General features: G+C 72.8%; 21 protein-coding genes. 7 read left to right on the forward strand and 14 right to left on the reverse strand.

What is annotated here, in order from left to right; translation table 11 throughout:
• Window position 1: 1 nt before the first annotated feature.
• Window positions 2-931: a 1,4-dihydroxy-2-naphthoyl-CoA synthase gene (locus ACGGZK_RS01555; RefSeq protein ID WP_395244514.1), complete on the reverse strand. Its 930-nt coding sequence runs from the start codon at window positions 929-931 to the stop codon at window positions 2-4.
• Between the two features lie 69 nt (window positions 932-1,000).
• On the opposite strand from ACGGZK_RS01555, the gene ACGGZK_RS01560 reads away from it, so the two are divergent.
• Window positions 1,001-2,017 (forward strand): o-succinylbenzoate synthase, encoded by a 1,017-nt coding sequence (locus ACGGZK_RS01560; protein ID WP_395244515.1) that lies wholly within the window; start codon window positions 1,001-1,003, stop codon window positions 2,015-2,017.
• A 42-nt stretch (window positions 2,018-2,059) separates the two neighbouring features.
• On the opposite strand, the gene ACGGZK_RS01565 is transcribed toward ACGGZK_RS01560, so the two are convergent.
• Window positions 2,060-2,422: a MerR family transcriptional regulator gene (locus ACGGZK_RS01565; RefSeq protein ID WP_395244516.1), complete on the reverse strand. Its 363-nt coding sequence runs from the start codon at window positions 2,420-2,422 to the stop codon at window positions 2,060-2,062.
• Between the two features lie 85 nt (window positions 2,423-2,507).
• Here ACGGZK_RS01565 and ACGGZK_RS01570 point away from each other — a divergent pair, with 85 nt between their 5' ends.
• Entirely contained in the window at window positions 2,508-3,776 is a 1,269-nt protein-coding gene (locus ACGGZK_RS01570; protein ID WP_395244517.1) for an MFS transporter, read from the forward strand.
• Between the two features lie 81 nt (window positions 3,777-3,857).
• Here the strand turns inward: ACGGZK_RS01570 and pulA are convergent, their stop codons facing one another.
• Window positions 3,858-10,091: a pullulanase-type alpha-1,6-glucosidase gene (gene pulA, locus ACGGZK_RS01575; RefSeq protein ID WP_395244518.1), complete on the reverse strand. Its 6,234-nt coding sequence runs from the start codon at window positions 10,089-10,091 to the stop codon at window positions 3,858-3,860.
• A 278-nt stretch (window positions 10,092-10,369) separates the two neighbouring features.
• Between pulA and ACGGZK_RS01580 the strand changes: the two genes are divergently transcribed.
• Window positions 10,370-12,493, forward strand: a complete 2,124-nt coding sequence (locus ACGGZK_RS01580) for a carbohydrate binding domain-containing protein (RefSeq protein ID WP_395244519.1) — start codon at window positions 10,370-10,372, stop codon at window positions 12,491-12,493.
• Between the two features lie 89 nt (window positions 12,494-12,582).
• Here the strand turns inward: ACGGZK_RS01580 and ACGGZK_RS01585 are convergent, their stop codons facing one another.
• The 8 genes from ACGGZK_RS01585 to ACGGZK_RS01620 all read right to left on the reverse strand — a co-directional run bounded on the left by ACGGZK_RS01585 (window position 12,583) and on the right by ACGGZK_RS01620 (window position 21,216).
• A complete protein-coding gene (locus ACGGZK_RS01585; protein WP_395244520.1) occupies window positions 12,583-12,807 on the reverse strand; it encodes a hypothetical protein in 225 nt (74 codons plus the stop codon).
• A 95-nt stretch (window positions 12,808-12,902) separates the two neighbouring features.
• Entirely contained in the window at window positions 12,903-15,476 is a 2,574-nt protein-coding gene (locus ACGGZK_RS01590) for an ATP-binding protein (RefSeq protein ID WP_395244521.1), read from the reverse strand.
• A gap of 124 nt (window positions 15,477-15,600) precedes the next feature.
• A complete protein-coding gene (locus tag ACGGZK_RS01595; protein WP_395244522.1) occupies window positions 15,601-16,059 on the reverse strand; it encodes a peptidoglycan-binding protein in 459 nt (152 codons plus the stop codon).
• Window positions 16,060-16,246: 187 nt separating this feature from the next.
• Window positions 16,247-17,341: a c-type cytochrome biogenesis protein CcsB gene (gene ccsB, locus ACGGZK_RS01600; protein WP_395244523.1), complete on the reverse strand. Its 1,095-nt coding sequence runs from the start codon at window positions 17,339-17,341 to the stop codon at window positions 16,247-16,249.
• A 9-nt stretch (window positions 17,342-17,350) separates the two neighbouring features.
• A complete protein-coding gene (locus ACGGZK_RS01605) occupies window positions 17,351-19,123 on the reverse strand; it encodes a cytochrome c biogenesis protein ResB (protein ID WP_395246019.1) in 1,773 nt (590 codons plus the stop codon).
• A gap of 58 nt (window positions 19,124-19,181) precedes the next feature.
• Window positions 19,182-19,934, reverse strand: a complete 753-nt coding sequence (locus tag ACGGZK_RS01610) for a cytochrome c biogenesis CcdA family protein (protein ID WP_395244524.1) — start codon at window positions 19,932-19,934, stop codon at window positions 19,182-19,184.
• Window positions 19,934-20,506, reverse strand: coding sequence for a TlpA family protein disulfide reductase (locus ACGGZK_RS01615; protein ID WP_395244525.1), 573 nt, complete (start codon window positions 20,504-20,506; stop codon window positions 19,934-19,936). Before ACGGZK_RS01615 ends, ACGGZK_RS01610 begins: the two co-directional genes overlap by 1 nt.
• Before the next feature lie 65 nt (window positions 20,507-20,571).
• A complete protein-coding gene (locus ACGGZK_RS01620; RefSeq protein ID WP_395244526.1) occupies window positions 20,572-21,216 on the reverse strand; it encodes a histidine phosphatase family protein in 645 nt (214 codons plus the stop codon).
• Window positions 21,217-21,355: 139 nt separating this feature from the next.
• On the opposite strand from ACGGZK_RS01620, the gene aspS reads away from it, so the two are divergent.
• Entirely contained in the window at window positions 21,356-22,711 is a 1,356-nt protein-coding gene (aspS, locus tag ACGGZK_RS01625; RefSeq protein ID WP_395244527.1) for an aspartate--tRNA(Asn) ligase, read from the forward strand.
• 84 nt (window positions 22,712-22,795) lie between these two features.
• Complete coding sequence (locus ACGGZK_RS01630) at window positions 22,796-23,755, forward strand: formylglycine-generating enzyme family protein (RefSeq protein ID WP_395244528.1); 960 nt, start codon at window positions 22,796-22,798, stop codon at window positions 23,753-23,755.
• Between the two features lie 82 nt (window positions 23,756-23,837).
• Here ACGGZK_RS01630 and ACGGZK_RS01635 read toward each other — a convergent pair whose 3' ends face one another.
• The 3 genes from ACGGZK_RS01635 to ACGGZK_RS01645 all read right to left on the reverse strand — a co-directional run bounded on the left by ACGGZK_RS01635 (window position 23,838) and on the right by ACGGZK_RS01645 (window position 25,450).
• On the reverse strand, window positions 23,838-24,476 hold the full coding sequence (locus tag ACGGZK_RS01635; protein WP_395244529.1) for a DUF559 domain-containing protein: 639 nt from the start codon (window positions 24,474-24,476) through the stop codon (window positions 23,838-23,840).
• A gap of 478 nt (window positions 24,477-24,954) precedes the next feature.
• The gene (locus ACGGZK_RS01640; RefSeq protein WP_395244530.1) at window positions 24,955-25,224 is read right to left on the reverse strand and encodes a glutaredoxin family protein; all 270 of its coding nucleotides are present in this window, start codon (window positions 25,222-25,224) and stop codon (window positions 24,955-24,957) included.
• A 127-nt stretch (window positions 25,225-25,351) separates the two neighbouring features.
• Window positions 25,352-25,450, reverse strand: a complete 99-nt coding sequence (locus ACGGZK_RS01645) for a 30S ribosomal protein bS22 (RefSeq protein WP_003792170.1) — start codon at window positions 25,448-25,450, stop codon at window positions 25,352-25,354.
• 140 nt (window positions 25,451-25,590) lie between these two features.
• Between ACGGZK_RS01645 and ACGGZK_RS01650 the strand changes: the two genes are divergently transcribed.
• Complete coding sequence (locus ACGGZK_RS01650; RefSeq protein WP_395244531.1) at window positions 25,591-26,103, forward strand: GNAT family N-acetyltransferase; 513 nt, start codon at window positions 25,591-25,593, stop codon at window positions 26,101-26,103.
• A complete protein-coding gene (locus ACGGZK_RS01655; protein ID WP_395244532.1) occupies window positions 26,100-26,582 on the forward strand; it encodes a DUF1772 domain-containing protein in 483 nt (160 codons plus the stop codon). Before ACGGZK_RS01650 ends, ACGGZK_RS01655 begins: the two co-directional genes overlap by 4 nt.
• Window positions 26,583-26,590: the final 8 nt, after the last annotated feature.

The following is a 26,590-nucleotide window of genomic DNA, read 5'->3' on the forward strand; positions in this document are numbered from 1 at the left end:
CTCAGAAGTGCCACGGGAAGGGGCCCCAGTCGGGGTCGCGCTTCTCGAGGAACGCGTCGCGCCCCTCGACGGCCTCGTCGGTGCCGTAGGCGAGCCGGGTCGCCTCGCCCGCGAACACCTGCTGGCCGACCATGCCGTCGTCGACCGCGTTGAACGCGAACTTCAGCATGCGGATCGCCGTCGGCGACTTCGTGAGGATCGTGCGCGCCATCGCGATCGCCTCGCGCTCGAGGTCGGCGTGCGGCACCACCCGGTTCACCGCACCCATCTCGTACGCGCGGTCGGCCGAGTACTCCTCGGCGAGGAAGAAGACCTCTCGGGCGAACTTCTGGCCGATCTGGCGGGCGAAGTACGCCGAGCCGTAGCCGGCGTCGAACGAGCCCACGTCGGCGTCGGTCTGCTTGAAGCGGCCGTGCTCGCGGCTCGCGATCGTCAGGTCGCAGACCACGTGGAGCGAGTGCCCGCCGCCGGCGGCCCAGCCGGGGACGACCGCGATGACGACCTTCGGCATGAAGCGGATCAGTCGCTGCACCTCGAGGATGTGCAGGCGGCCGACGGCGGCCTGCGTCGCACCCGAGACCACCGCCGTCTCGCTGTCGGAGTACTTGTAGCCGTCGCGGCCGCGGATGCGCTGGTCGCCGCCCGAGCAGAACGCCCAGCCGCCGTCCTTCGCGCTCGGGCCGTTGCCGGTGAGCAGCACCACGCCGATGCGCGGGTCGGTGCGCGCGTCCTCGAGCGCGCGGTACAGCTCGTCGACGGTGTGCGGCCGGAAGGCGTTGCGCACCTCCGGCCGGTCGAACGCGATGCGCGCGATGCGCCCGTCGAGCGAGTGGTGGTAGGTGAGGTCGGTGAGGCCGTCGGGGCCGGCGACGCGGGGCGCCGCATCCGTCCACTGGCTCGCGTCGAACAGTTCGGAGACCTCGGCTGGCATGCCTCCAGCGTATTCCCGCCCTGCGGCCGGCACTCGCGCGCGGGGCCCGAACCGTGGCTGAATGGTCTCGTGACCGACGACGCCGAGCTTCCGGGCCTGCCCGACCTGTCCGACCTGCTCGCGACCGCCCGGGTGGTGGCGCTCCCGCTGGTGACCCGCTTCCGCGGCATCGACGTGCGCGAGGCGCTGCTGCTGGAGGGCCCGGAGGGCTGGACGGAGTTCTCGCCGTTCGCCGAGTACGACGACGAGGAGGCATCCGCCTGGCTCGCGGCCGCGATCGACTTCGGATGGAGCCCGGCGCCGCCCGCGCTCCGGGACGCGATCCGCGTGAACGCGACCGTGCCCGACGTCGACCCCGACGAGGTGCGGGCGGTGCTCGACCGCTTCCCCGGCTGCCGGACGGCGAAGGTGAAGGTCGCCGCGTCGGACCGCACGCTCGCGCAGGACGTCGCGCGGGTGCGGGTCGTGCGCGAGGTGCTCGGCCCGGAGGGCCGGGTGCGGCTCGACGCCAACGCCGGGTGGAACGTGGATGAAGCCGAGCACGCGATCCACGCGATGGCGGAGTTCGACCTCGAGTACGTCGAGCAGCCGTGCGCCACCGTCGAGGAGCTCGCCGAGATCCGCCGCCGCACGAAGTACCTGGGCATCCCGATCGCGGCCGACGAGAGCGTGCGCCGTGCGTCCGACCCGCTCGCCGTCGCCGAGGCGGGCGCCGCCGACCTGCTCGTGGTGAAGGCGCAGCCGCTCGGCGGCATCCGTCGGGCGCTCGCGATCGTCGCGGCCGCGGGGCTGCCCGTGAACGTGTCGAGCGCGCTCGACACCAGCGTCGGGCTCGCGATGGGCGCGCACCTGGCCGCCGCGATGCCCGAGCTGGAGTTCGACTGCGGGCTCGGCACCGCGTCGCTGCTGGCCGCCGACGTGACGGATGCCCCGCTCGCCCCGGTCGACGGCGCGGTGCCGGTGCGCCGGGTCGAGGCATCCGCCGCCCTGCTCGACCGCTGGGCCGCCGACGGCGACCGCACGGCGTGGTGGCTCGCCCGGCTCGAGCGCTGCCACGCGGTGCTGGCGACGGGCGCGGGTCGTTGACCGAACCGGCTCAGCCGGTTTCATGGCCCGACCGCAACCGGCTCAGCCGGTGATGGTCGCCCGGTCGAGGTAGGCGTCGATCGCGTCGCGGTTGCGGATCAGGGCGTCGATGCGCGCGTCGAGCTGGGCACGGCGTCGCTCCAGGGTGTCGGCCTGCGTGCGTTCGATCACCGGGGCCTTCGGGTGGGACGTCTGGGCCAGGCACGGGATCATGTCGGCGATGACGGCGGTCGGCACCCCCGCCTCGATGAGGCCGCTGACCTGCTCGACCCGCTCGACGCTGCCCTCGGCGTAGTCGCGGTAGCCGTTCGCCCGGCGCTCCGACGCGATCAGACCCTGCTGCTCGTAGTAGCGGAGCCGGCGGGCCGAGACGCCCGTCCGCGCTGCGAGATCCCCGATGCGCATCGGACTCCTCTCCGGCCGGCGCGATCGGGCGCTGCGATCCGACCGCTTGACCTTGACAATAGCGTCAAGGTTCGACGATGGCGACATGCCGACCCACGTCACCGATCCGCACCCCACCGATCCGCACCCTGCCGACGCCGTCCCCGCCGCCCGCCCCGATGCCGCCGCGACCGCCTCGGCCCGGCCCGTGCCGCGCCGCGGGCGCCTGCCCCGCAACAGCCTCGCTGCGCTCGCCGCCATCACGTTCACCGGCGTCGTCACCGAGATCATCCCCGCCGGGCTGATGCCGTGGATGACCGCCGACCTCGGCGTCTCCGAATCGCAGGTCGGCGCCCTCGTCGCGGTGTACGCCGTGACCACGGCGGTGACCGCGATCCCGCTCACGGCGCTCACCCGGGGCATCCCGCGCAAGCGCCTGCTGCTCGCGCTCGTCGTCGGGTTCGCGATCCTGAACGGAGTGTCGGCGATCGCCCCCGACTACCCGACCCTCCTCGTCGCCCGCCTGCTCGGCGGGATGCTCGCCGGCCTCCTCTGGGCGATCGCCGCCGGCACCGCGATGCGACTCGTCGAGCCGGAGCACGCCGGCCGGGCCCTGTCGATCGCGATGGTCGGCGTGCCGCTGGCGTTCGCCTTCGGCCTGCCGATCGCCACCGCGCTCGGCGGCGGCGTCGGCTGGCGCGCCGCCTTCGGCGTGCTCGCCGTGCTCGCGCTGGCCCTCGTCGCCTGGGCCGCCGCCGCCCTCCCCGGGATCGCCGGCGAGCGCGCCGGCGACCGCCCTCGCCTGACGACGGTGCTGCGCCTGCCCGGCCTCGTGCCGGTGCTCGTCACCACCGGCACGTTCGTGCTCGCGCACAACGTCGCGTACACGTACGTCGCGCCGCTCACGATCGCGTCGGGCCTCGACGCGCACCTCGACCTGGTGCTCCTCGCGTTCGGGGTGCTGGCGGTCGTCGGCGTGCTCGTCTCGGGCGCGCTCGTCGACCGGCACCTGCGCACGATGGTGCTCGTCGGCACGGCGCTGCTGGGGGCGGCACTCGTCGCCCTCGGTCTGCTCGCCGACCGGCCCGTCGTGGTCGTGGTCGCGATCGCCGCCTGGGGGTACGCCTACGGCGGCGCCCCGACCCTGCTGCAATCGGCGCCCGCACGGATCGCCGGCGAGGCGGCCGATGTCGCGCAGTCGATGGTCGTCGCGGTGTGGAACGGCTCGATCGCCGCGGGAGCCGTCGTCGGCGGCGTCGTGCTCAACCTCGCGGGTGTGGGCTGGCTGACGTGGGCCGCGCTCGCGCTCCTCGCCGTGGCCGCGATCACCGCGTCGACGTCGCGGGCGGCGTTCGCCCCGCTCGCCCGCCCCTGACGTCGGCCGCGACATCGCCGGAACGCCGAGGCGGGGCGACCCGTGAGGGCCGCCCCGCCTCGGCCGGACGGATCGCCGTCGTCAGCCCGCGATCACCGCGCGCCGCCGCAGGCGCGGCAGCACCAGCACCGCACCGGCGGCGAGCAGCGCGAGGGCGAGCAGGGCGGCGAGCCACGCCTGCGTGCCGGTCACGCCCAGCGGGCCGAGCACCACGAGCGCAGCGGATGCCTCGAGCCCCGACTCGAGCCCGGCGAGCCGGATCTCGTGGTCGCCGAGTTCGGTGTCCGTCGGGATGGTGACGGTCGTCGACAGGGCGCCGTCGGCGTCGGCGGTCACGGCGAGGAGCAGCTTCGGCGTCGAGTGCAGCCACACCTGCACGGTCTCGCCGGGCTCGAAGCCGGTGCCCGTGATGCCGAGCGCGTCGCCGGGGTGCACGGTGCCGGCCGAGATCCGCACGAGCGGGCCGTCGGTGCCGGGGTCCGTGCCCGGGTCGGTGCCGGGATCGGTACCCGGGTCGGTGCCGGGATCCGTGCCCGGGTCCGTGCCGCCCGCCTGCTCGTCGACGAGGACCGCCGCCGTGCGGGCCGGGATCGTCACCGTGCCGGTCGCCGCGTCCCACGCGGTCGCCTTCACGACCGGGTCCGACCCGTCGGCGAGCGCGTCGGCGAGCGCGAACCCGCGACCCGACAGCCCGTCGACCTGCTCGGTGATCGCCTCCGGCGACGCATTGAGCACGACCAGCGCGCCCTCGAGGGCCGGGTCGACGTCCTCGCCGACCAGGTCGTCGACCAGCATGAGCACGAGGCCGGGCGTGGCATCCGCCCCGCTGTTCGGGAACGTGACCTTCTGCTCGATCAGGTCGGCGGAGCCGAGCTGGAGCAGGTCGACGCTCGAGCGCACCCGCAGCAGGTCGAGGGCGGCACCCTCGGCCGCGGCGATGTCGGGCGCGCCGGGCTTCAGCGCCGGGTCGGCGAGCAGCGGCGTCATGTCGGCCCACTTCGTGCCGTTGTCGGCCTGGTTCGGCAGGCCCGACCCGAAGGTCGACTCCTGGCCGGTCCAGTCGATGCGGTTGAACCAGTCGCCCGAGTTGTAGCTGTTCCGGTCGAGCGACTTCGAGCGGAGCAGCTCGGTGCCGGCGTGCCAGAACGAGGGCGACTGCGAGAGCGTCACGGTCGCGAGCGACAGGGTGTTCATGCGCACCCGGTCGGCCATCGACGTGTCGGTCGGGAGCTTCCAGACCGACAGGTCGTACAACGTCTCGTTGTCGTGGGCGTCGACGTAGTTGATCGTCTCGTCGGGCTGGTCGGCGTAGCCGGCGGGGGCACCGCGGTAGTCGAGCTCGTCGCCGCGCTTGACGGTGCCGTCGCTCGTCTCGAACTCGTACGCCCGCAGGTTGCCGGTGAGGCCGAGCTTCACGAGGTCGGTCTGGTGCGCGAGGTCGGCCAGCTGGTCGGCCTGCGACGCGGTGCCGGGCCGCCCGTTCGGGTCGGTGCCGAGGCCGGTGCCGAAGCCCTGCTGGAACGTCGACGTGCCATCGACCGGGCTGCCGCCGTGCACGGCGTCGCGCAGCCGGTCGTTGAACGTGCCGATGCCGGTGCCGCCGAGGTTGCCCTGCGACGCCTGTTCGAAGAGGGCGTCGTTCGCGACCTCGCCGAAGTTCCAGCCCTCGCCGTACAGGTAGATCGACGTGCCATCGATGCCGTCGGCCGCGAGCGTGAGCTCGTCGAGGGCCGCGCGCACCGCGAGCAGGTTCTCCTTCGAGTGGTGGCCCATCAGGTCGAAGCGGAAGCCGTCGACCTTGTACGCCTTGGCCCACAGCACGACCGAGTCGACCATGAGCTTCTGGGCGACGAGGTGCTCGGTCGCGACGTTCTGGCAGCAGGTCGAGGTCTCGACGCCGCCGGCCGCGTTGAGCCGCTGGTAGTACCCCGGCACGACGCGGTCGAGCACGCTCGTCTCCGACTGGCCCGACGCGGTGGTGTGGTTGTACACCTCGTCGAGCACGACCTGGAGGCCGGTCGCGTGGAGCGCACCCACCATCTCGCGGAACTCCGACACCCGGGCGCCGCCGTCGGGGTCGACCGCGTACGAGCCCTCGGGCGCCTGGAAGTGGTACGGGTCGTAGCCCCAGTTGAAGCCGTCGAGGTCGTGGATCTCCGACAGGCACGCCTGCTGCTCGGGCGAGGCCGGGCCGTAGGAGGCCAGGTCGCAGTCGGGCACGGCCTGCTCGCCGCGCCGCTCCTCGATGGTGGCGATGTCGAACGTCGGCAGCAGGTGCACCGTGTTGATGCCGGCCTGCGCGAGCTGGCGCAGCTGCGCGGTGCCCGCCGAGTCGCGGGTGAAGGCGCGGTAGGTGCCGCGCTCCTCCGCGGGGACCGTCTCGTCGGAGATCGAGAAGTCGCGCACGTGGAGCTCGGTGATGGCCCGGTCGACCGGACGCTCGACCACCGGCGCGGCGGTCTCCGCCCAGAGCTCGGGCGAGAGCGCCGGGTCGTCGAGGTCGACGACGACGGTGCGCGTCGAGTTCACGGTGAGCGCGGTCGAGTACGGGTCGGTGACCGAGTTCTCGACGATCTCACCGGTCGTCGGGGCGAACACCGTCACGTTCCAGCGGTACTCGTCGCCGTTCGCGACGGCGCCCGCGGGCACCGCCCACGTGCCGGTCTCGCCGTCGAACGCCGCGTCGATCACCTCGGGGTCGCCGGTCGCCCCGGCGTCCCAGCGCTCGAGCGACACGGCCTGCGCGGTCGGCGCCCAGACGGTCGCCGTCGCCTCGCCCGACGACCAGCTCACGCCGAGGGGCGCGGAGGCCACGGCGGCCGCGTAGAGGTCGTCGAGCACGCCGGGCACCTGCACGCCGGTGAAGGCCGTGAGCGGGGCATCCGCATCGCCGCCGTGCTGTGCGACGGCGAGCTGCTCGGTGAGGAGCCGCTGCACGTCGGCGCGGTCGAGGCCGACCGGCTTCAGCGCGAGGAATCCGGTGAGCGCCGGGAACCGCGCGAGCTGCGCGTCGGTGAGGCCGGCCGGGTCGAGCGCGAGCTCGACCGGCTCGCCGCCGCCCGCGACCCGGCCGTCGGCGACGCCGAGGCCCGCGTCGACCGCGTGCTCGAGGGTCCAGGTGGTCTCGTCGGCCGACGCGCCGCCGAGGAGTGAGGCCGGCCAGGCGATGGTCGACGCGTCGACCCAGTGCGCCCGCGTCTCGCCCGTGCCCGCCAGCGGCGGGTCGGTCACGACGATCTCGAGCACGTGCGTCTCCAGGGTGTAGCGGAACTCGACGAGCTTGCCGTCCTGCGCGCTGAACGAGTAGTTGGCCCCGTCCTTCACGCCGCCGACGCCGTAGTTCTCGGCCCAGCTCAGGCCGTGCGCGACCTTGCCCTCGTAGGCGCCCGTCGGGATGGCGTCGGTCGAGAAGGTGTACACGCCGTCCCGGTCGCCGTCGAAGAGCATCGACGCGAGGCAGTCGGGCGCCCAGTCGCCGGCGCAGCCGACCTCCGACTGGAACGAGCCGGGGACGGTGACGATCGGGCCCTCGGCGGTCGAGGTGAACACGTGCGTCGTCGGGTTCCAGTAGAAGGTGATCGCGCCGCCGCCGTGGTGGTAGGCCGCGTTTCCGCCGCCGGGCTCGCCGTTCACGCCGTAGTTCACGTCCCACGAGCCGTTGACCGCGACCTTGTACTCGTAGTCGCCCTCGGGCAGGTCGAAGGTGCCGGCGTAGACGCCGTCGGCGCGGAGGGTCAGCTTCGCCGCCTCGCAGCCGGGCGTCCAGTCGCCGGGGCAGCCCATCTCGGAGTTGTGGTTGCCGGGCACGGTGACGAGCTCGACCGGCTGCTCGGGCTCCTCCTCCTCGACGAGGTTCACGGCGTTGCCGACCGACGCGTACGTCGAGGCTGCGGCGCGCTGGCCCGCGGCGTCGGTCGAGATCGCCCGGTACTCGAGCAGCGTGCCGTCGGCGAGGCCGGTCGTGTCGTGGAAGACGCGCGGGGTGGTGTCCTCGGCGGTGCCGAGCGGGTGCCAGGCGTCGGCGCCCTCGTCGCCGGCGATGCGCCAGGCGAAGCTCGTCTCCTGCCAGGTGTCGTCGTCGACGTCGGCGACCACCGGGGTGATGCCGGTCACGCCGGCGCCGGCGGCGGGCGTCGCGACCGTGATGGCCAGGGCCGCGTCGGGCGCGGTCACGGGCCGGTCGGCCGTGTAGACGATCGCGCTGCGCGCGGGAACGGTGACGGATGCCACGCCGTCGGCGTCGGCCGTCACGTCGGCGCCGGCCGTGCCGTCGGTGCGGTAGAGCTGGGCGAACACGCCGCCCTCGGTGAGGGTCGGGATCTCGACCGTCTTGTCGGCGCCCGAGTTGTTCAGCGCGACGAGCACCTCGGTCTTGTCCGAGCGGTCGACGCGACTGAACGCGTAGACGCCCGCGCCCGAGTCGGCGTACCGCTCGACCTGCGCGCCGTCGGCGAGCGCCGGGTTGGCGGCGCGGAGCGCCGCGAGGTCGGCGATGTGCTCGTAGAGCGGGGCATCCGTGTCGAACCGGTCCTGCGAACCGAGCTGCTCGCCCGTGACGAGCGGCTGGTTCTCGTACTCGTCGACCTGGGTCGCGAAGAGGGTCTGGCGGGCGTCCTTGTCGCCGCCGGTGCCCGCGAAGCCCTGCTCGTCGCCGTAGTAGACGACCGGCTGGCCGCGGGTGAGGTACATCAGGTCGTGGGCGAGCAGGTCGCGCTCGAGCGGGGCATCCGTGTTCAGCAGGAACGAGCCGACGCGACCCATGTCGTGGTTGCCGAGGAAGGTCGGCAGCGCCGACGCCGACGTGTCGGGCGTCGTGTAGTAGTCGTCGCCCGCGAACAGGGTCGACAGGCCCTTCGCCGAGTTGCCCGCCGCGAAGCTGACGGCCTGCGACTGGAAGGTGAAGTCGAGCACCGAGTTCATGTCGGTGTTGCGCACGTACGGCGACAGCTTCGTCGGGTCGGCGTCGTAGACCTCGCCGAACATGAAGAAGTCGTCCTTGCCCTGGGCGTGCGCGTAGTCGAGCACGTCGGTGGTCCACTGCTCCCAGAACTCGAAGTTCACGTGCTTGACGGTGTCGATGCGGAAGCCGTCGATGCCGAGGTCGATCCAGTCCTGGTAGACCTTCGTGAAGCCCTCGACCACGGTCGGGTGCTCGGTCATGAGGTCGTCGAGGCCCGAGAAGTCGCCGTAGGTGACCGACTCGCCCGTCCACGTCGAGTCGCCGCGGTTGTGGTACAGCGTCGGGTCGTTCAGCCACTCGGGGACCTTCACGACGTCGGGGTTCACGACCGGCGTGTACGGGAAGCTGGTCGCCGGGTCGAGGGTCGGGAAGGTGCCGGTGCCGGCGTACTCGCCCGGGTCGAACGCGGTGCCGTCGGCATCGGTGTAGGCCGACGCGCCCTGGTCGATGTACGAGTACTGCCCCTCGGCGTACGAGATGCCGTCGGCGGTGTGGTTCGTGATGATGTCGAAGTAGACGTCGATGCCCTTGGCGTGCGCCTCGTCGATGAGCGCCTCGAGCTCGGCGTTGGTGCCGAGGTGCGGGTCGATCTGGGTGAAGTCGGTGATCCAGTAGCCGTGGTAGCCGGCGCTCGCGTTCGCGCCGGTGCCCTGCACGGGGTTGTTCTTGAAGCTCGGCGTGAGCCAGATCGCGGTCGTGCCGAGGCCGGCGATGTAGTCGAGCCGGTCGCGCAGGCCCTGCAGGTCGCCGCCCTGGTAGAAGCCCTTGTCGGTCGGGTCGTACCCGGTCGTCATGCGGTCGCCGGTGAGGCCGCCCTCGTCGTTCGCCGGGTCGCCGTCGTCGAAGCGGTCGGTCATGACGAAGTAGAAGTTCTTGCCGGCGCCGTCCTGGCGCACGGGCGCGGCCACGAGGTCGGCGTCGGATGCGTCGTCGTACGCCCCGCGCACGCCGAGGAGCTCGAGGCCCACCTTGTGGAGCGCGTCGTCGAACACGACGCGCACCTGGGCGTCGCCGGCGACGGTCAGCGGGATGTTGTCGTTGCCGCCGTCGAGGCCGTACGACTCGTCCCACGCGTCGTTCACGGCGACCTTGTACTGCCAGGTGCCGGCGGGCACCGTGAAGTCGGCCGCGTAGACGCCGGCGGTGTCGGTGGCGAGCAGCTCGGTGGCCGCGCAGTCGGGCTGCCAGTCGCCGGGGCAGCCGAGCTCCTGCTGCAGGTCGCCGACGAGCGCGAACGTGCGCGGTTCCTCGGCGGATGCCGCGAGGGTGGGCGCGACGACGGCGACGGCGGAGACCGCCAGCACCCCCGAGATCAGACAGGCCAGCCAGCGGCGAAGGGGCGCGCTCCTCGTCATCTTCGACTCCAGGACTCGGGCACGACGACGTGCCGACGGCGGCACGGGCGCGCAGGGGCACGCCCGTCCCAGGGGATGTTCCGTGAAGGTAGCAGCGCGCAACCGGTTAATGCAAGCGCTTCCAATTCTTTGCGCAATCCGCTTGCGTCCCTTCGACACGCACCCCTATCTTGAGGGGCAGTCGTCACCGTGACGCGGCTGCCGCATCGACGCGGCGGCGACGGCGGATGCCTGGACTCCCGGCCGGACTCCGCCGATCTGCAGAGGAATCCACCTCCATGTCAGACCTCCGGACCGGCATCGCCGCCGACTTCACCGGCCGTCGCAAGCGCTTACGAAGTGCGGTCGTCATCGCGCTGCTCGCCCTCCTCGGCACGTTCGCGACCGCGACCGGCGCAGCCGCCCCCGCGAGCGCCGCGGCCCCCGGCCCCAAGGACGTGACCGCCGTCATGTTCTCGTGGACCTGGAACGCCATCGCCCGCGAGTGCACCACCACGCTCGGCCCCGCCGGCTACGGCTACGTGCAGACCTCCCCGCCGCAGGAGCACGTGCAGGGCCCCGAATGGTGGACCTCCTACCAACCCGTCAGCTACAAGGTCGAGTCGCGCCTCGGCACCCGCGCCGAGTTCAAGGCGATGGTCGACACCTGCCACGCCGCCGGCGTGAAGGTGATCGCCGACGCCGTCATCAACCACATGTCCGGCAAGAGCGCCGGCGGCGTCGGCTGGGCCGGCTCGTCGTTCCAGCACTACGACTACCCCGGGATCTACCAGTCGCAGGACTTCCACGCCTGCCGCCGCGACATCGCGAACTACCAGAACCGCACCGAGGTGCAGGAGTGCAACCTCGTGAACCTCTCCGACCTGAACACGTCGTCGTCGTACGTGCAGGGGCGCATCGCCGGATACCTCAACGACCTCGTCTCGCTCGGCGTCGACGGGTTCCGCATCGACGCCGTCAAGCACATCGCCGCGAGCGACATGCAGGGCATCCTCGCGAAGGTGAACGACCGCGCGCGCCTCTACATCGTGCAGGAGGTCATCCGCGCCAACGAGCCGATCCAGCCCGAGGAGTACACCTCGTACGGCGACATCCACGAGTTCGCCTACGCCCGCAAGCTCAAGGAGGCCTTCGGCGGCGGCACGATCAACTGGCTCGTCACGGGCAACGGCATCGGGCCGTCGTGGGCCGGCTTCCTCCCGCAGCAGAACGCGGCGGTGTTCGTCGACAATCACGACACCGAGCGCAACGGCGAGACGCTGAGCTACAAGGACGGTTCGACCTACGACCTCGCGCAGATCTTCACCCTCGCGTGGAACTACGGCTCGCCCTCGATCCACTCGGGCTACCAGTTCTCGGACAAGGAGGCGGGCCCCGCACTCGCCGGCAACGGCGAGGTCGTCGACCCCGTCTGCGGGCAGAACGGCTGGACCTGCAAGCACGCCCAGGCGGCGATCGCGAACATGGTCGGCTTCCGCACCGCGACGTACGGCACCGCCGTCGTGAACACGTGGACCAACGGATCGACCGCGATCGCGTTCGGCCGCGGCGACCGGGGCTATGTCGCCATCAACCGCGGCGGCGCCCTCACGCGCACCTTCCAGAGCTCGCTGCCCGCGGGCCGGTACTGCAACGTCACCGTCGGGCTCCCGACGGCGAGCGGATGCTCCGCCGGCGACGTCGTGACCGTCGACGCGTCGGGCGCCTTCACGGCGACCGTCAGCCAGAACGCGGCCGTCGCGCTGCACGTCGGCGCGAAGGCGGGGCAGGGCACCGACCCCGGCACCGACCCCGAGCCCGGCACCGGTGACCTGACGGTCTACTACTCCACGTCGAAGGGCTGGAGCGCGTACAACGTCCACTACCGCGTCGGCACCGGCGCCTGGACCACCGCCCCCGGGGTCGGCATGACCGCCGCCTGCGCCGGCTGGGTCTCGCGCACGATCGCCGGCGGCGCCTCGGGCACGACGGCCGCGTTCACGAACGGCTCGGGCACGTGGGACAACAACGGGTCGAAGGACTACGCGCTGAGCGGTGCGATCGCCACGGTGAACGGCGGCGTGGTCGGTCACGAGAACCCGTGCGCGGGCACCGAACCGGAACCGCAGCCCGGCGGCACCACCACGGTGTACTACTCGACGAGCAAGGGCTGGCCGGCGTACGCCATCCACTACCGCGTCGGCACCGGAGCGTGGACGACGGCGCCCGGGGTGCCGATGACCGCCGCCTGCACCGGGTGGGTCACGGCCTCGATCCCGCTCGGCGGCACCTCGGGCATCACGGCCGCGTTCAACGACGGGTCGGGCACGTGGGACAACAACGGGTCGAAGGACTACGCCATCGGCACCGGCTTCCAGCAGGTGAAGGACGGCGTGGTCACCGCGGGCAACCCCTGCGCGTGATCCGCGAAGACCTCACGCGGCCGGGACCTCCGGGCGCGTGAGCCGGGAAGGGGGCGGCGTCGGATTCCCGGCGTCGCCCTCTTCTCCCGTCAGAACTGCCGCACCATCGCCGCGAGGCGGTGCTGCTCGCGGAGCCGCTCGGCCTCGACGCGGCGCTCCCACCGCTCGGCGAGCTCCTCGTGGGTGAGCGGCTGCCGCGCGGCGCGTCCGCGCCGGGCGGTGAGCGTCTCGGCGGTGCGGCGGAACAGCCGCTCGAACGTCGGTGCGGGGTGGGTGTGCTCGGGGCCCGTGATGACGGGGAGTGCGGTGTCCATGGTGTTCGTTCCTCCTGATGCCGGTGCCCTCGATCGGGCTGTGCCTCAGGTCTACCGACGGGGCATCCCCCCGGCGTCCGTGGACGCTACCGATCTCAGGGCGTCCGGATACCGAGATCACGGGCCCGGCGCGCAGCCTCCTGCCGGGTCCCCACCCCGAGCTTCGCGAGCAGCGCCTGCACGTGGCTGTCGACCGTCCGCACCGACAGCACCAGCCGGTCGGCGATCTGGGGATTCGTCAGGCCGTCGGCGACGAGGCCGAGCACCTCGAGCTGCCGGTCGGTCAGCCCCTCCGGGTTGTGCCGCGTCACCTCCTGCGGTCCGCGCGGCACCGCCCGCGCGCCGTCGCGGCGCAGCTCCTGCCGCACGAGCGCGGCGAGCGGCCGCGCGTCGATGCGATCGAGGATCGCGAGGGCGGCCAGCCGGTCGGCCTCCTCGGGCGACTCGGCCAGCGCGGATGCCTCGTGGTACGGACAGCCCCGCTCCCGCCACAGCTCCGCCGCCCGCCGCCAGTCCCCCCGCGCCTGCACGGCGAACGGGAGCTCGCCGGCGGGCGGGTCGGCCGGCTCCCCCGCACGCCCGAGCAGCCAGGCGAGCTCCGCCTGCAGGTTCGGGTCGGAGAGCCTGACGGCGTCCGCGTACGCCGGCAGCGCGGCGGAGCGCACCCCGTCGTGGTCGCCGCGGAGCAGCGCCGCCTCCGCCAGCGCCGCGGCGGCCGGTCCCGTGCGCTGCAGGTCGCCGAGCACCTGCGCCAGCTCCCACCCGGCCCGGAGCGTCGTCTCGGCGTCGGGCCGGCCGGAGCGAAGTCGCGCGAGTCCCGCGACGACGAGGCCGGTGCAGTGCGCCTGCGGCAGCAGTTCCGTCGCGTGCCCGGCGGCGGCTTCGATGGCGTCGTCCCACCTGGCGCGGGCGAGATGGAGGCGCCCGCGCTCCACCTGCTGGTAGGTCCACAGTCCGACGATCTCCGAGCGCTCCGAGAACTCGAGCGCCGGCTCGAGGTACTGCTCGGCGAGTTCGAGCCGGTACTCGTCGAGCAGGCTCCAGACGAGGTTCACGTGGGCCCGCGCCGCCTCATCCATGAGGTTCGCGGCGACCGCGATGTCGGCGGACTCGACGAGTTCGGCGATGCCCGCGTCGTCCTGCTGCAGCAGGTGGGTCGTGCCGAGGTTGTTCAGCGAATGGGTGAGCGCACGCGGCTCCCCCGCCTCCCGCGCGAGATCGACCGCGCGCGCTGCCAGGTCGTGCGCGCGCGGGATGTCATGGGCGAGCATCGCGAGCTGCGCCTCATTGCTGAGGGCGAGGGCGAGCAGGCCCCGGTCGGCGGAGTCGGCCAGCATCTCGGATGCCTCGCGCCCCGCCGCCTCCGCCGCCGCGCGGTGGCCCGTGAACCACTGGAACCGCGACAGCCAGCGCAGGCTCGCCCCGAGGGCGGTCGGGTCGCCCCGCCGCCGACGCAGCCGCACCACATCCTCCTGCGCGTCGACGGTCTCCTGCCCGACGCCGAGCACGTAGCTCTCGATGGCGAAGCCCTCGAGCAGGTCGGCACGGGCGCGTTCGTCGAGCCCGTCGACGTGGGCGAGGGCGGCCCGGTAGTGCTCGGCCGCCTGGCGGTGCGCGCCGCTGACCGAGGCATCCCGTGCGGCGCGCGGCGCCCACTCGGCGACCACGTCGCCGCGCCCCGCCTCCGCCGCGTGGAACGCGATGCGGCCGGGGTCGGCGCCGAGCTCGAGCAGCACCGCGAGCACCCGCCCGTTGAGCTCGATCCGGCGCGAGGCGGTCAGCCCGTCGACGACGGCGCGTCGGGTCAGCTCGTGGCGGAACTGCACGGAGTCGGGGCGCACGGTGAGCAGCCCCGCCTCCTCGGCGGCGCCGAGCCGGCCCGCCCCGCCGGGCACGAGCCGGGCGAGCTCGCCAGCGCGCACGGCCGACGGCACGACGGCCAGGAGTTCGAGGTGCTGCTGCGTCTCGGGATCGAGTCGGCGCAGGCGGGCGGTGACGGCGTCGACGATCGTGCGCGGCACGTGCTCGGCGTCGGCCGACGAGACGAGCTCGCCGACGAAGTACGGGTTGCCGGCCGTCAGGGCGAACACGCGCGCCGGGTCGAGCCCGCGCGCCTCGGTGAGCTCTACGACGGCGTCGGCCGACAGGCGCTGCAGCGCCAGGTGGCGCACGTTCGCCCTGAGGTCGCCGAGGAGTCCGGCGAGCGGGTCGCCGCCGTCGACCTCCTCGTCGCGGTACGTGAGCACCAGCACCGCCGGGAGCGCGTCGATCCGTCTCGCCACGAACCGCAGGGCGTCGAGCGTCGCCTCGTCGGACCAGTGCACGTCCTCGATCGCCAGCACGGTGCCGGGCGTCGACGCGAGCTCGTCGAGGAGCGCGGCGAGCACCTCCTCGCGGTCGCCCGCGCGAAGCGCGTCCTGCAGCCGGGTGCCGACGAACGGCGCGAGGTCGCGAAGCGGGCCGAGCGTGCGGGGCGTGGAGAGCGCGTCGCATGCCCCGACGAGGATGCGGCTGCCCGGCGGCGGGTCGGCGCGGAGCGCCTCGACCAGGGTCGACTTGCCGATGCCCGCCTCGCCGTGCACGAGCACGACCCCGCCCCGCCCATCCGCCGCGGCCGCCGCGGCGTCGCGGAGCACCGCGAGCTCGGGCTCCCGCTCCAGCAGTCGCATGGAGCGATCGTGCTCCCGCCGCGACGAGCCCGCAAGGGACGCGCCGCGACGGCGCGGCCCCGAGGGCGCCCGAGCGCGGAACGACCGGCCCGGCCCGGGGCGGGTCGGGCCGGTCGCCCGAGGGTCACCCGCTGTAGCGGTGGCAGCCGCCCGACCCGTCGGTCCACAGGAAGGCGCGGGCCGTGTTCGGGCCGTAGATGCCGTCGGCGGTCACGCCGAACTTCTGCTGGGCGCGGACGAGGGCGGCGCGGGTCGCCGGCCCGAAGGCCCCGTCGACGACGAGCCCGGCGCTCACGGCGCAGCGGCCGTTGAGGCCCTGCTGGAGGGCCTTCACGGCGATGGAGTTGGCGCCCTGGTCGAGGCGGCACAGCTCGTTGAGGTTGGAGTCGGCCGGGGTGTTCCACCACTTGTCACCCGCCCCCCAGTTCATGATGAGCTTCGAGCAGTACCCGCCGTTCGCGGCCTGCGCGGCCGGCGCCGCGACCATGCCGACGCCGAACAGCATGCCGACCGCGAGCATCGTCGCGGTTACTCGCTTGGCCCACCGCGACCGGGCGGCCTTCGTGAAGATCGTGAACTTCATCGTTCCCTTTCTGAGTGCGGAGCGCGCGGAGCACGACGAACGTGCTCGCGCCGACCGGACGGCGTCGTCCGGCCACGCGCACACTACCGACCGGGACGCGCGCGGAATCGGCGTTGTCCACAGGTCGGAACCGGGCCGCGCCGGGCGGCCTCGCGGGAACGGTCGCGGCGCGGTGCCGCAGGCGGGATCAGAGTCCCGAGTACGCGTGCAGGCCCTTGAAGAACAGGTTCACCACGGTGAAGTTGAACAGCACCGCGCTGAAGCCGATGATCGCCAGCCACGCCGACCGCGAGCCCCGCCAGCCGCGCGTCGCGCGGGCGTGGATGTAGCCGGCGTAGATCACCCAGATGATGAAGGTCCAGACTTCCTTGGTGTCCCAGCCCCAGTAGCGGCCCCAGGCCTTCTCGGCCCAGATCGCGCCCGCCATGAGCGTGAACGTCCAGAGGATGAAGCCGATGATGTTCACCCGGTACGCGAGGTTCTCCAGCGAGATCGAGTCGGGCAGGGTCGCGAGGAACGACTTCTTCACCGCTTCGGCCGTGGCGAGCAGCGACTCGCGTCGCGCCTGCATGAGCTGCACGACCGACAGCGCGAAGCCGAGGGCGAAGAAGCCCACCGACGAGGTCGCCACGAACACGTGGATGACGAGCCAGACCGACTGGAGTGCCGGCGGCAGCGGGGCGACGTCGACGTAGAAGTTCACGGCCGCGACGCCGAGCAGCACGAGCACGAGGCCGGTGACGAACGTGCCGAGGAACCGGAGGTCCTGCTTGGCGACGAGCAGCACGAGCAGGAACACGCTGGTGACGATGAGCGTGCCGGTCAGCGCGAACTCGTACATGTTGGCCCACGGCACGCGGCCCGCGGCGAACCCGCGGGTGACCGTCGCGGTCAGGTGGAGCAGCCACGCGATCACGGTCATCGCGACGGCGACGCGCAGGATCGGCGAGCGGCCGTAGTCGACGGATGCCCCGGCGCTGGTCGCGCTCGCCCAGCGCGAGCGCTTGCCCGAGGCCGGCGCGGCGGGGCCGGCCGACGCGGCCGCTCCCGTTCGGGCCGCGCGGGCCGAACGCTCGGCGGTCAGCGCGGCGCCGACGGTCGCGGGCTCGGGCGAGGCATCCGCCGTCACCTGCTCCGACGCCTCCGCGGCGGCGTCGACCGCGCGGGCGGCGACCGCGCCGCGACGGGCGAGGTCGACGGCGTACGCGATGAACGCGATCGCGTACACGGCCAGGGCCGAGTACACGCAGAGGATGGAGATCTCGTCGAGCGTGAACGTCACCGTATTACCTTACGTCCGGGGTTGCGAGGAATCTTCAGCGGATGCCGCGCCCGCGGCCGGGGCATCCTGAGCCGGGGCACCGCCGTCATCCGGAGCCGCGACCGGGCCCGCTTGGGCGTCGGCGAGGTCGGCGACCGCCTGGTCGAGGCCCGGGTCGTCGCCGCGCGCGAGTCCGGCGTACTCGAGCACGACCGCCCCGCCCGGCCGCTTCGCGGCCTTCACCCACATGCGCCGACGCGGCACGAACAGCGACACGAGCAGGCCGCCGAGGATGAGGATCGCGAACACCAGCACCCACCCCTGCGACGGGTCGTGGTGGATGTCGAAGGACGCGAACCGCTTCACGCTGTGCGAGTAGTCGCCGTCCGCGGCATCCGGGTCGGCGCTGTCGAACGTGACCGTGCCGCGGCCGCCCGGCAGGTCGACGGTCTGGCCCGGCATCAGCTCGAGCGAGTCGACGCCCGTGTCGCCGCCGGTGAGCTGCGTCATGCCCGTGGGGTCGAGCGCGTAGACCGAGGTCGGGGTGCCGTCGTCGATGCCGAGGTCGCCCTCGTAGACGTTCAGCGTGAGGACGGGGTAGACGAGGTCGGGGAACGTCGACGTGTACGCGCCCGTGTCGAGCACGTCCTGCGTCGGGTAGAAGAAGCCGACCATGCCGAGCTGCTCGTCGAGCCCGTCGGTGACCTTCACGACGCCGATCGAGGTGAGGTTCGCGTCCTGCGGGAGGAACGGGATCGAGTCGGCGAACACGACGTTCCCGTCGGGGTCGCGCACGGTGATCGTCGGCGCGTAGCCGTTGCCGAGCAGGTAGACGTCGGTGCCGTGGGTGCGCAGCGGCTCGTTCACCTTCACGGTGCCGGTCTCGGGGTCGCCGCCCTGCGTCGTGATCGCGACGTTCGCGGTGAAGTCGATCGGCTGGCCGATCGCGTCGGCGTTCTGCGTCTCGTAGACGGCCTCGAGGCCCTCGAGCGAGAGCTTGTACGGCTCGAGCGACGCGTCGTCGAAGAAGCGCCCCGGGTTGAACGAGTCGAAGGCGGCGAGCGTGTTCACGAACGACTGCCCCTCGACGACGACGCGCTGGCCCTGGAAGCCGAAGCCGCCGCCGATGCCGACCGTCACGAGGATCCCGAGGAGCGCCGTGTGGAAGACGAGGTTGCCGGTCTCGCGGAGGTAGCCGCGCTCGGCCGACACGCTCGGTTCGCCGCGCAGGTCGAACCGCTCCACCCGGTACCCGGCGCGCTTCAGGCGCACGGTCGCGTCGGCGATCGCCGTCTCGACGTCGACGCCGACGGGCAGCGGCCGCTCGGCGTACGCCGACAGCCGCGACAGGCGGGCCGGCGTGCGCGGCGGGCGGGCGCGCAGCGCCTCGAGGTGGTGCTTCGTGCGCGGGATGATGCAGCCGATCAGCGACACGAAGAGCAGGAGGTACACGGCGCTGAACCACGCCGACGTGTACACGTCGAACATCTGGAACGAGTCGAGGATCGGCGCGAGGTTCGGGTTGTCGGTGAAGTACTGGGTGACGCCGTTCGGGTCGCTCGAGCGCTGCGGCACGAGCGAGCCCGGCACCGCGGCGATCGCGAGCAGGAGCAGGAGCAGCAGCGCCGTGCGCATGCTCGTGAGCTGCCGCCAGGCGAACCGCAGCCAGCCGATGAACCCGAGCTTCGGCTGCGTGATGCCGTCGCCGGAGCCGCCGTCGCCGGAGCCGGAGCCGGAGCCGCCGCCGCGTGCGCGGTCGTCGTCGGCCGGCTCGGGCGAGTCGACGTGGTCGGCCGGGCGCAGCGGGTCGTGCGTGCCGCCGTCGCGCGCGCTGCGGTCGCGCGCGCCGCGGTCGCGACGCTCAGAGGACGAGGTCGATGCCACTCATCACCCCTTGGAGTTCGCTCATCCACGCCGTCCAGAGGCCGCTCACCATGATCACGCCGATCACGATGAGCAGGCCCCCGCCGATGAGGTTGATGGTGCGGATGTGCCGGCGCAGGAACGCCATGGAACCCGTCACCCAGCCGAAGCCGAGCGCGACGAGCAGGAACGGGATGCCGAGCCCGATGCAGTACGCCAGCCCGAGCACGGCGCCGCGCCACGCCGACTCGGCGTTCAGGCTGAGGCTCAGCACGGCCGCGAGTGCCGGGCCGATGCACGGCGTCCAGCCGAGGCCGAAGACGATGCCGAGCAGCGGCGCCCCCGCGAGCCCGGTCGCCGGCCGCCACGTCGGCTTGAACTGGCGTTGCAGGAACGTGAACTGGCCGACGAACACGAGGCCCATGACGATCAGCACGACGCCGAGCACCCGCGTGATCGGGTCCTGCCAGGCGCGCAACCACGCGCCCGCGGCACCCGCCAGCGACGTGTACACGAGGAACACGGCCGTGAAGCCGGCGATGAAGAGGAGCACGCCGAGCAGCAGGCGACGACGGTTGCGGCGCTCGACCGCGGCGTCGGCCGAGGCATCCGTGAACCCGCCGACGTAGCCGAGGTAGCCGGGCACGAGGGGCAGCACGCAGGGCGAGAGGAAGGAGATGAGCCCGGCCGCGAGCGCGATCGGGATCGCGATCAGCAGTTGCCCGCTGAAGACCAGCTCGCCGGCGCCCATCAGGCGCCCTCGGCGAGGAGGCCGTCGACGATCGTCTCGAGGATCGAGGCGTCCTGCAGCTGGCCGAGGATGCGGGCGGCCACGCGCCCCTCCTTATCGAGCACAAGGGTGGTCGGCACCGCGGCCGGCGGCACGCGGCCCGCGAACGCGAGCTGCACGTCGCCCGACTCGACGTCGAGGATCGACGGGTACGAGACGCCATAGCGCTCCTCGAACGACGCCGCGTTCGCCGCCTGGTCGCGCACGTTCACGCCGACGAAGGTGACGCCCTCGCCGTCGAACGAGGCGCGGGCCTCCTCGAGCAGCGGCGCCTCGACGCGGCACGGCGCGCAGCCGGCGTACCAGAAGTTCACGACGGTGACGTCACCCGCGCTGTCGGCCGAGTCGAACACGTCGCCCTGCGCGGTCTCCCCCGAGAAGGCGACCGGCTCGCCCCGGTCGTCGGCCGAGAACTCGGCGATCGACCCGTCGCCGGCGATGTAGTTCTTGCCGCTGCCCTCGCGGTACTGCTCGGCGAGGGAGTCCTCGGTGCAGCCGGTGAGCAGCAGGGCGGATGCCACGGCGAGCGCCATGCCGCTGGTCGAGTAGCGAGCGAAGCGAGCGTATCGAGACCCGGCACCGCGGGAGGCGCCGCGCATCACACCGCCCCCACGTCGGTCGCCTGGGCACCGAGCCCGGCCGCGGGGTCGGCGTACCCGACCTCGACGAAGCGGTCGCCGCGTCGCTCGAGCGTGGTGATGCTCGACAGCGCGCACCGGCGACGGCGCGGGTCGTGCGCGAGCGAGCGGCCGGCCAGCCGGCGGTGCACCATCCAGATGGGGAGCTGGTGGCTGACCATCACGACGTCGCCGCCGTCGGCCGCGTGCCATGCGTCGTCGATCGCCTGGAGCATGCGGGTCGCGATCGAACCGAACGGCTCGCCCCAGCTCGGCTCCCACGGGTTCACCAGGTACACCCAGTTGCGCACGTCGCGGAGGGCCGATTCGCGCCCGGTCATGCGCTTGCCCTCGAACCGGTTCTCCGGCTCGATCAGTCGCTCGTCGACGGATGCCTCGAGCCCGAAGGCCTGCTCGACGGGGTCGGCCGACTGGCGCGTGCGCTGGAGCGGCGAGGCGAGCACGGCGCTCACGGCGCGGTCGCGGGCGACGAGGTCGTCGGCGGCGGCCTGCGCCATCCGGCGGCCGAGGTCGGAGAGGCCGTAGCCGTCGAGTCGTCCGTAGAGCACGCCCTGCGGGTTGAACACCTCGCCATGGCGCACGAGATGGATCTGGTCGGCCGGCACGGGCTCCAGTCTACGGATCGGTTCCCTTTGAATCCGCCGTGCGTCGGGGCCGGGCCGGTCGGGTGGGCCGCGTCGCGGAAGCGGCCGCCGCGGCGGCCCGCCCGCCCGGTCAGCGGGCGAATCCGGCCGGGTAGGATGGATGCCCGTGACCGACCGCACCCTCGTCAAGCAGCTCGCCGCCCACGCAGACGGCCCCGTGACCGTCGCCGGATGGGTCGAGACCGTCCGCGATCAGAAGAAGGTGCAGTTCGTCATCCTCCGCGATGAGTCCGGCGCCGTGCAGCTCGTGAACCCCGCGACCCGCGAGCTCGCCGACGACGCTCCCGCCGAGGGCGCCGGCTCCGCCGCTGCGCTCGCCCTGACCGAGGCGATCTCGGGCCTGTCGCACGGCTCGTTCGTGCGCGTCACCGGTGAGCTGAAGCACGACGAGCGCGTGAAGCTCGGCGGCCTCGAGGTGAAGATCGGCTCGCTCGACGTCGTCAGCGAGGCCCTCGAGACCCCGATCGCGGCCGACTCGTCGCTCGACAAGCGCCTCGACTGGCGCTTCCTCGACCTCCGCCAGCCGAAGCAGGCGCTCGTCTTCCGCGTGCAGACGACCTTCCTGCACGCGCTGCGCAACGTGTGGATCGAGAAGGGCTTCGTCGAGATCCAGACCCCCAAGCTCATGGCCTCGGCCTCCGAGTCGCGCGCCGAGCTGTTCCAGCTCGAGTACTTCGAGACCGTCGCGTACCTCTCGCAGAGCCCGCAGTTCTTCAAGCAGATGGCGCAGTCCGCCGGCTTCGGCGGCATCTTCGAGGTCGGCCCGGCGTTCCGCGCCGACCCGTCGTTCACCTCGCGGCACGCGACGGAGTTCACCTCGATCGACTCCGAGCTCAGCTGGATCGACTCGCACGAGGACGTCATGGCGCTGCACGAGGAGCTCCTCGTCGCCGGCTTCCAGGCGGTCGCCGACAAGCACGGCGACGAGATCCGCGAGCTGTTCGGCAAGGAGGTGACCGTGCCGGCCCGCCCCTTCCCGCGCATCCCGCTCGCCGAGGCGAAGCGGATCGTCGCCGAGCGCGGGTACACGGTGCCCCGTGCCGACGCCGACATCGACCCCGAGGGCGAGCGGAAGATCTCGGCGTACGTGAAGGAGGAGCTCGGCCACGAGTTCGTCTTCCTGACCGACTACGACTCGAGCATCCGGCCGTTCTACCACATGCGCCGCGAGGGCGACCCGTCGATCACGAACTCGTACGACCTGGTCTTCAACGGCGTCGAGATCTCGACCGGCGCGCAGCGCGAGCACCGCATCGACGTGCTCGAGGCGCAGGCGCGCGACAAGGGCCTCGAGCCCGAGGAGCTCGCCTTCTACCTCGACTTCTTCCGCTACGGCGTGCCGCCGCACGGCGGCTTCGGCATGGGCCTGGCGCGCGTGCTCATGCTGCTGCTCGGCGAGTCGTCGATCCGCGAGACCACGTTCCTGTTCCGGGGCCCGACGCGCCTGCTGCCCTAGCCGGCGCGTTCCGCGAGTCCGACGGCCGGTCGGGGCATCCGCCCCGCCGGCCGTCGTCGCGTCCGGCGCGCGTAGGCTCGCAGCATGGTCGCGCCGACCCGCATGGTCCGCCTCGCCGGAGGCGCCTTCCGCATGGGCTCGGCCGAGTACTCGGCCGACGAGACGCCCGTGCACGAGCGCATCGTCGACCCGTTCGAGATCGACCTGCACCCGGTGACGAACGAGCAGTTCGCCGCGTTCGTCGACGCCACCGGGTACGTGACCGTCGCCGAGCGGCCGCTCGAACCGGCCGACTTCCCGGGCGTCGACCCGGCCGAGCTGGTGCCGGGCGGGCTCGTGTTCGCGCCGACCACCGGGCCGGTCGACCTCCGCGACTGGCGGCAGTGGTGGCGCTGGGGTGCCGGCGCGAGCTGGCGGGAACCCGGCTGGCCCGGGGCATCCGCCGCCGAGCGGCCGACGCACCCGGTCGTGATGGTGAGCTTCGCGGATGCCTCCGCCTACGCCGACTGGGCCGGCAAGCGCCTGCCGACCGAGGCGGAGTTCGAGTTCGCCGCCCGCGGCGGGCTCGAGGGCGCGCGGTTCGCGTGGGGCGACGAGGAGACGCCCGGCGGGCAGCTGATGGTGAACCGGTGGCAGGGCCGCTTCCCGTACGAGAACGACGGCGCGCTCGGGTGGGTCGGCACGTCGCCCGTGATGACGTTCCCGCCGAACGGCTACGGCCTGTACGACGTGACCGGCAACGTCTGGGAGTGGACGACCGACCGCTACGCGCCCCGGCACCTCGTACCCGGCGTGGCCGAGGCCGCGGTCGATGCCGGCGGGCGGGCGAGCCTGCTCGCGGCGGCGGGAGCCGACGACGGGGCGGCAGGCGCCGGAGTGGTCGGCGGCGAGACGGCGGGCGGCGAAGCCCGCCGCGTGCTCAAGGGCGGCTCGCACCTCTGCTCCCCCGACTACTGCCTCCGCTACCGCCCCGCCGCCCGCTCCCCGCAGTCCGACGACACCGCGACCACTCACATCGGCTTCCGCTGCGCCCGCACCCCCTGATTTCCCTCGCGAGGTCGCGGAAACCGCCGCTTTCCCGGCCGCGAAACGACCGTTCGCGCGACCTCGCGAGGCGTCGACCTGCTCACGCGGCATTGCCGGGACGCCAGCCGGCCTCCACGAGAGCCTCGCGGACGCGGGCGATCCGACCGATCCTCGCTCGGCCGCGGTGCTGCTTGGTGAAGCGGATGACCCGCCAGCCGGCACGAGCGAGGTCATCGAGCCGGTTGACATCGCGGCCGAACTGCCGGTCGTCGGTCCGATGCTGCTCGCCGTCGTATTCGACGAGCACGCGGTACCGGGCATAGACGAGGTCGCCGATCGCGATCCGCCGGCCATGGCGGTCGAGGATCGTCGCGTTCACGGCCGGTTCGGGCAGGCCGTGCGCGATCAGGTCGAGTCGCAGCTCGGTCTCGGGGACCGAATCGGTACCCGGCCTCGCCAGGCCGAATGCGGCGCCCAGGCGCCGATGCCCGCGGCATCCGGCATGACGCTCCATCGCGGCCGCCAGCGCTTCCCGATCGGAGATCGGCGCCTGCCGCCGGAGCAGCGAATCCGCTGCCACCACGAGCTCGCGAACGCCGAGCGTTCCCGCGAGCTGACACCAGGCGTCCTCGGGTGACACCGTCGGCAATCCGAAGATGGACACCGGGATGACACGCCCCGGTGTCGTTCGATGCCCGATCACGCCCCGACCCCGCGGTACGGCCGCGGGCGCGATCACCGCGACGTCGAGCTCGATCCGCTCGAGCCGCCTCGGCACCGCGATGCCGTGCAGGCGCGCCGCGGTCGCGTGGCTGAACATCCGCCCGGCGGGCATCCTCGACTGCAGCGCGCGGCATCGCGCCTCGACGGTCTCGACCGAACCCGCGATCGCCCGGACCCCGTGGAACGGCCGTTCGAGGTCGCGACCGCGCAGCCGTCGCTCGGTGGCTCCGGCCGCCGTGGCTTCACCGACGGAGAACGGGCGCCCCTGGAGGGCCGGCGGGAGCGGTCGCGGAGTTCGCATCGGGTGAGCGTGGCATCCGTCGCCCATCCCGCTGCGCGCCGCATCCCGATCTGCGGAATCCGGGCGTGACCGCCCACCCGTGGAGGACTCGTCGCCGACCTGCACACCCCCGCGAGATCGCCGGAATCGTCGGAAACCGCCGCTCGAAGCGACGGTTTCCGCGACCTCGCGCGCCGTCAGTCGGGCGGCGCCCTCAGCCGAGCAGGGCCGTCTTCAGGCGGGTCGGGTCGATGCGCCAGTAGCCGTGCACCTCGCCGTCGAGGAGCACCACGGGGATCTCCTCGGCGAAGCGCTCGAAGAGCGTCTCGTCCTGGAGGATGTCGAGCTCCTCGTAGGCGACGTCGGGGCCGTCCGGCAGCGCGGCGACCTCCTCGCGCACCGCGGTGACCACCTCGCGCGCGTCGTCGCAGAGGTGGCAGCCGGGCTTGCCGACGAGGGTGAGGGCGATGGTGCGGGCGGTCACCGCTCCAGCGTACGCGCGGGCGGGCAGGCATCCGCCCGGGGATGCAGAAAGCGCCCGGCCGGAAGGCCGAGCGCTCGATGCGAGTCGGATCCGTCGACTGCCGACATGGTCGGCCGACGACGAGCGACTACTTCTTGTTGCGACGCTGGTGGCGCGTCTTGCGAAGCAGCTTGCGGTGCTTCTTCTTCGCCATGCGCTTGCGACGCTTCTTGATGACGGAACCCATCAAAACCTCACAGAAAAAGATCGAGCCGACCGCGTGTGCACGACCGGTGGCGGGAAAGCCTCGGAGTAGTCTACCGGATTCGCCGGCCGCGCCGTTCCCGAGCCCCGAACCCCGCTCGCGGCATGCGTTAACCTCGGAGGATGTCCGCCGCCGAACTCGTGATCCGCCCCACCCGCGAGAACGACTGGCAGGCCGTGCGCGCACTCCGCCTGGAGATGCTCCGCGACACCCCGATCGCCTACGGCGAGACCCTCGAGCACGCGCTCGCGCTCGACGAGTCGGTCTGGCGCCACCGCGCCCTGCGCGGCCAGACGCCGGGCCAGGCATCCTTCGTCGCCATCGAGGGCGAGCGCTGGGTCGGTCACATGGGCGGGTGGGTGCCGGATGCCTCCTCCGACCCGCTCCTCGTCGGCGTATTCGTCGCCCCCGATCGGCGCGGCGACGCCGCAGGCGTCTCCCGTGCCCTGCTCGAGGCGATCGAGGACTGGGCGAGCGCCCGCGGCGACACCCTCCGGCTGGAGGTGCACGAGGACAACGCGCGTGCGATCCGGTTCTACGAGAAGCTGGGCTTCGCCTTCACCGGGCGGAGCCGCCCGTACGAGCTGGCGCCCGGAGGACTCGAGCTGGAGATGGCGAAGGACCTGCGCGGATGAGCGTGTTCCTGGTCGTCCTGCTGGTGCTCGCGGTGATCGGCACCGGGGCGATGGCCGGCGTGTTCTTCGCGTACTCGGGCTTCGTGATCCAGGGCCTCGACCGGATGCCCCACGCATCCGCCGCCCGCATCATGCGCTCGATGAGCCTGGCGTCGCTGCGCACGCCGATCGTCGGCACCCAGTTCGGCACGATGCTGGTCGGCTTCGTCTGCACCGGGCTGGCCGTCTTCGGTCAGGGCGGCGCGGCCGCGCCGTGGATCATCGGGGCGACGCTGGTGCAGCTCCTCGGCTCGGTCGTCGTCACCGCGGCGGCGACGATGCCGGCGAACGACCGCCTCGCGAACGCCGCCGACGACGACGAGGTGCTCACCTCGGCCTGGCTCGCGTTCCGCGCCGGATGGCTCACCTGGAACCACGTGCGGACGGCGGCGTCGGTCCTCGCCTGCGTCGGCTTCGCGATCGCGCTCCGCCTCGCCTGACCCGGCCG

The organism is Agromyces sp. MMS24-K17 (genome assembly GCF_043950245.1).
In the GTDB taxonomy this organism is placed as follows: Bacteria; Actinomycetota; Actinomycetes; order Actinomycetales; family Microbacteriaceae; genus Agromyces.

Excerpts from the sequence above, each read along its gene's own strand:
- ACGGZK_RS01555 (WP_395244514.1), bottom strand. The coding sequence starts at position 931 with ATGCCAGCCGAGGTCTCCGAACTGTTCGACGCGAGCCAGTGGACGGAT.
- ACGGZK_RS01565 (WP_395244516.1), bottom strand. The coding sequence starts at position 2,422 with ATGCGCATCGGGGATCTCGCAGCGCGGACGGGCGTCTCGGCCCGCCGG.
- ACGGZK_RS01570 (WP_395244517.1), top strand. The coding sequence starts at position 2,508 with ATGCCGACCCACGTCACCGATCCGCACCCCACCGATCCGCACCCTGCC.
- pulA (WP_395244518.1), bottom strand. The coding sequence starts at position 10,091 with ATGACGAGGAGCGCGCCCCTTCGCCGCTGGCTGGCCTGTCTGATCTCG.
- ACGGZK_RS01580 (WP_395244519.1), top strand. The coding sequence starts at position 10,370 with ATGTCAGACCTCCGGACCGGCATCGCCGCCGACTTCACCGGCCGTCGC.
- ACGGZK_RS01585 (WP_395244520.1), bottom strand. The coding sequence starts at position 12,807 with ATGGACACCGCACTCCCCGTCATCACGGGCCCCGAGCACACCCACCCC.
- ACGGZK_RS01590 (WP_395244521.1), bottom strand. The coding sequence starts at position 15,476 with ATGCGACTGCTGGAGCGGGAGCCCGAGCTCGCGGTGCTCCGCGACGCC.
- ACGGZK_RS01595 (WP_395244522.1), bottom strand. The coding sequence starts at position 16,059 with ATGAAGTTCACGATCTTCACGAAGGCCGCCCGGTCGCGGTGGGCCAAG.
- ACGGZK_RS01610 (WP_395244524.1), bottom strand. The coding sequence starts at position 19,934 with ATGGGCGCCGGCGAGCTGGTCTTCAGCGGGCAACTGCTGATCGCGATC.
- ACGGZK_RS01615 (WP_395244525.1), bottom strand. The coding sequence starts at position 20,506 with ATGGCGCTCGCCGTGGCATCCGCCCTGCTGCTCACCGGCTGCACCGAG.
- aspS (WP_395244527.1), top strand. The coding sequence starts at position 21,356 with ATGCCCGTGACCGACCGCACCCTCGTCAAGCAGCTCGCCGCCCACGCA.
- ACGGZK_RS01630 (WP_395244528.1), top strand. The coding sequence starts at position 22,796 with ATGGTCGCGCCGACCCGCATGGTCCGCCTCGCCGGAGGCGCCTTCCGC.
- ACGGZK_RS01645 (WP_003792170.1), bottom strand. The coding sequence starts at position 25,450 with ATGGGTTCCGTCATCAAGAAGCGTCGCAAGCGCATGGCGAAGAAGAAG.
- ACGGZK_RS01650 (WP_395244531.1), top strand. The coding sequence starts at position 25,591 with ATGTCCGCCGCCGAACTCGTGATCCGCCCCACCCGCGAGAACGACTGG.
- ACGGZK_RS01655 (WP_395244532.1), top strand. The coding sequence starts at position 26,100 with ATGAGCGTGTTCCTGGTCGTCCTGCTGGTGCTCGCGGTGATCGGCACC.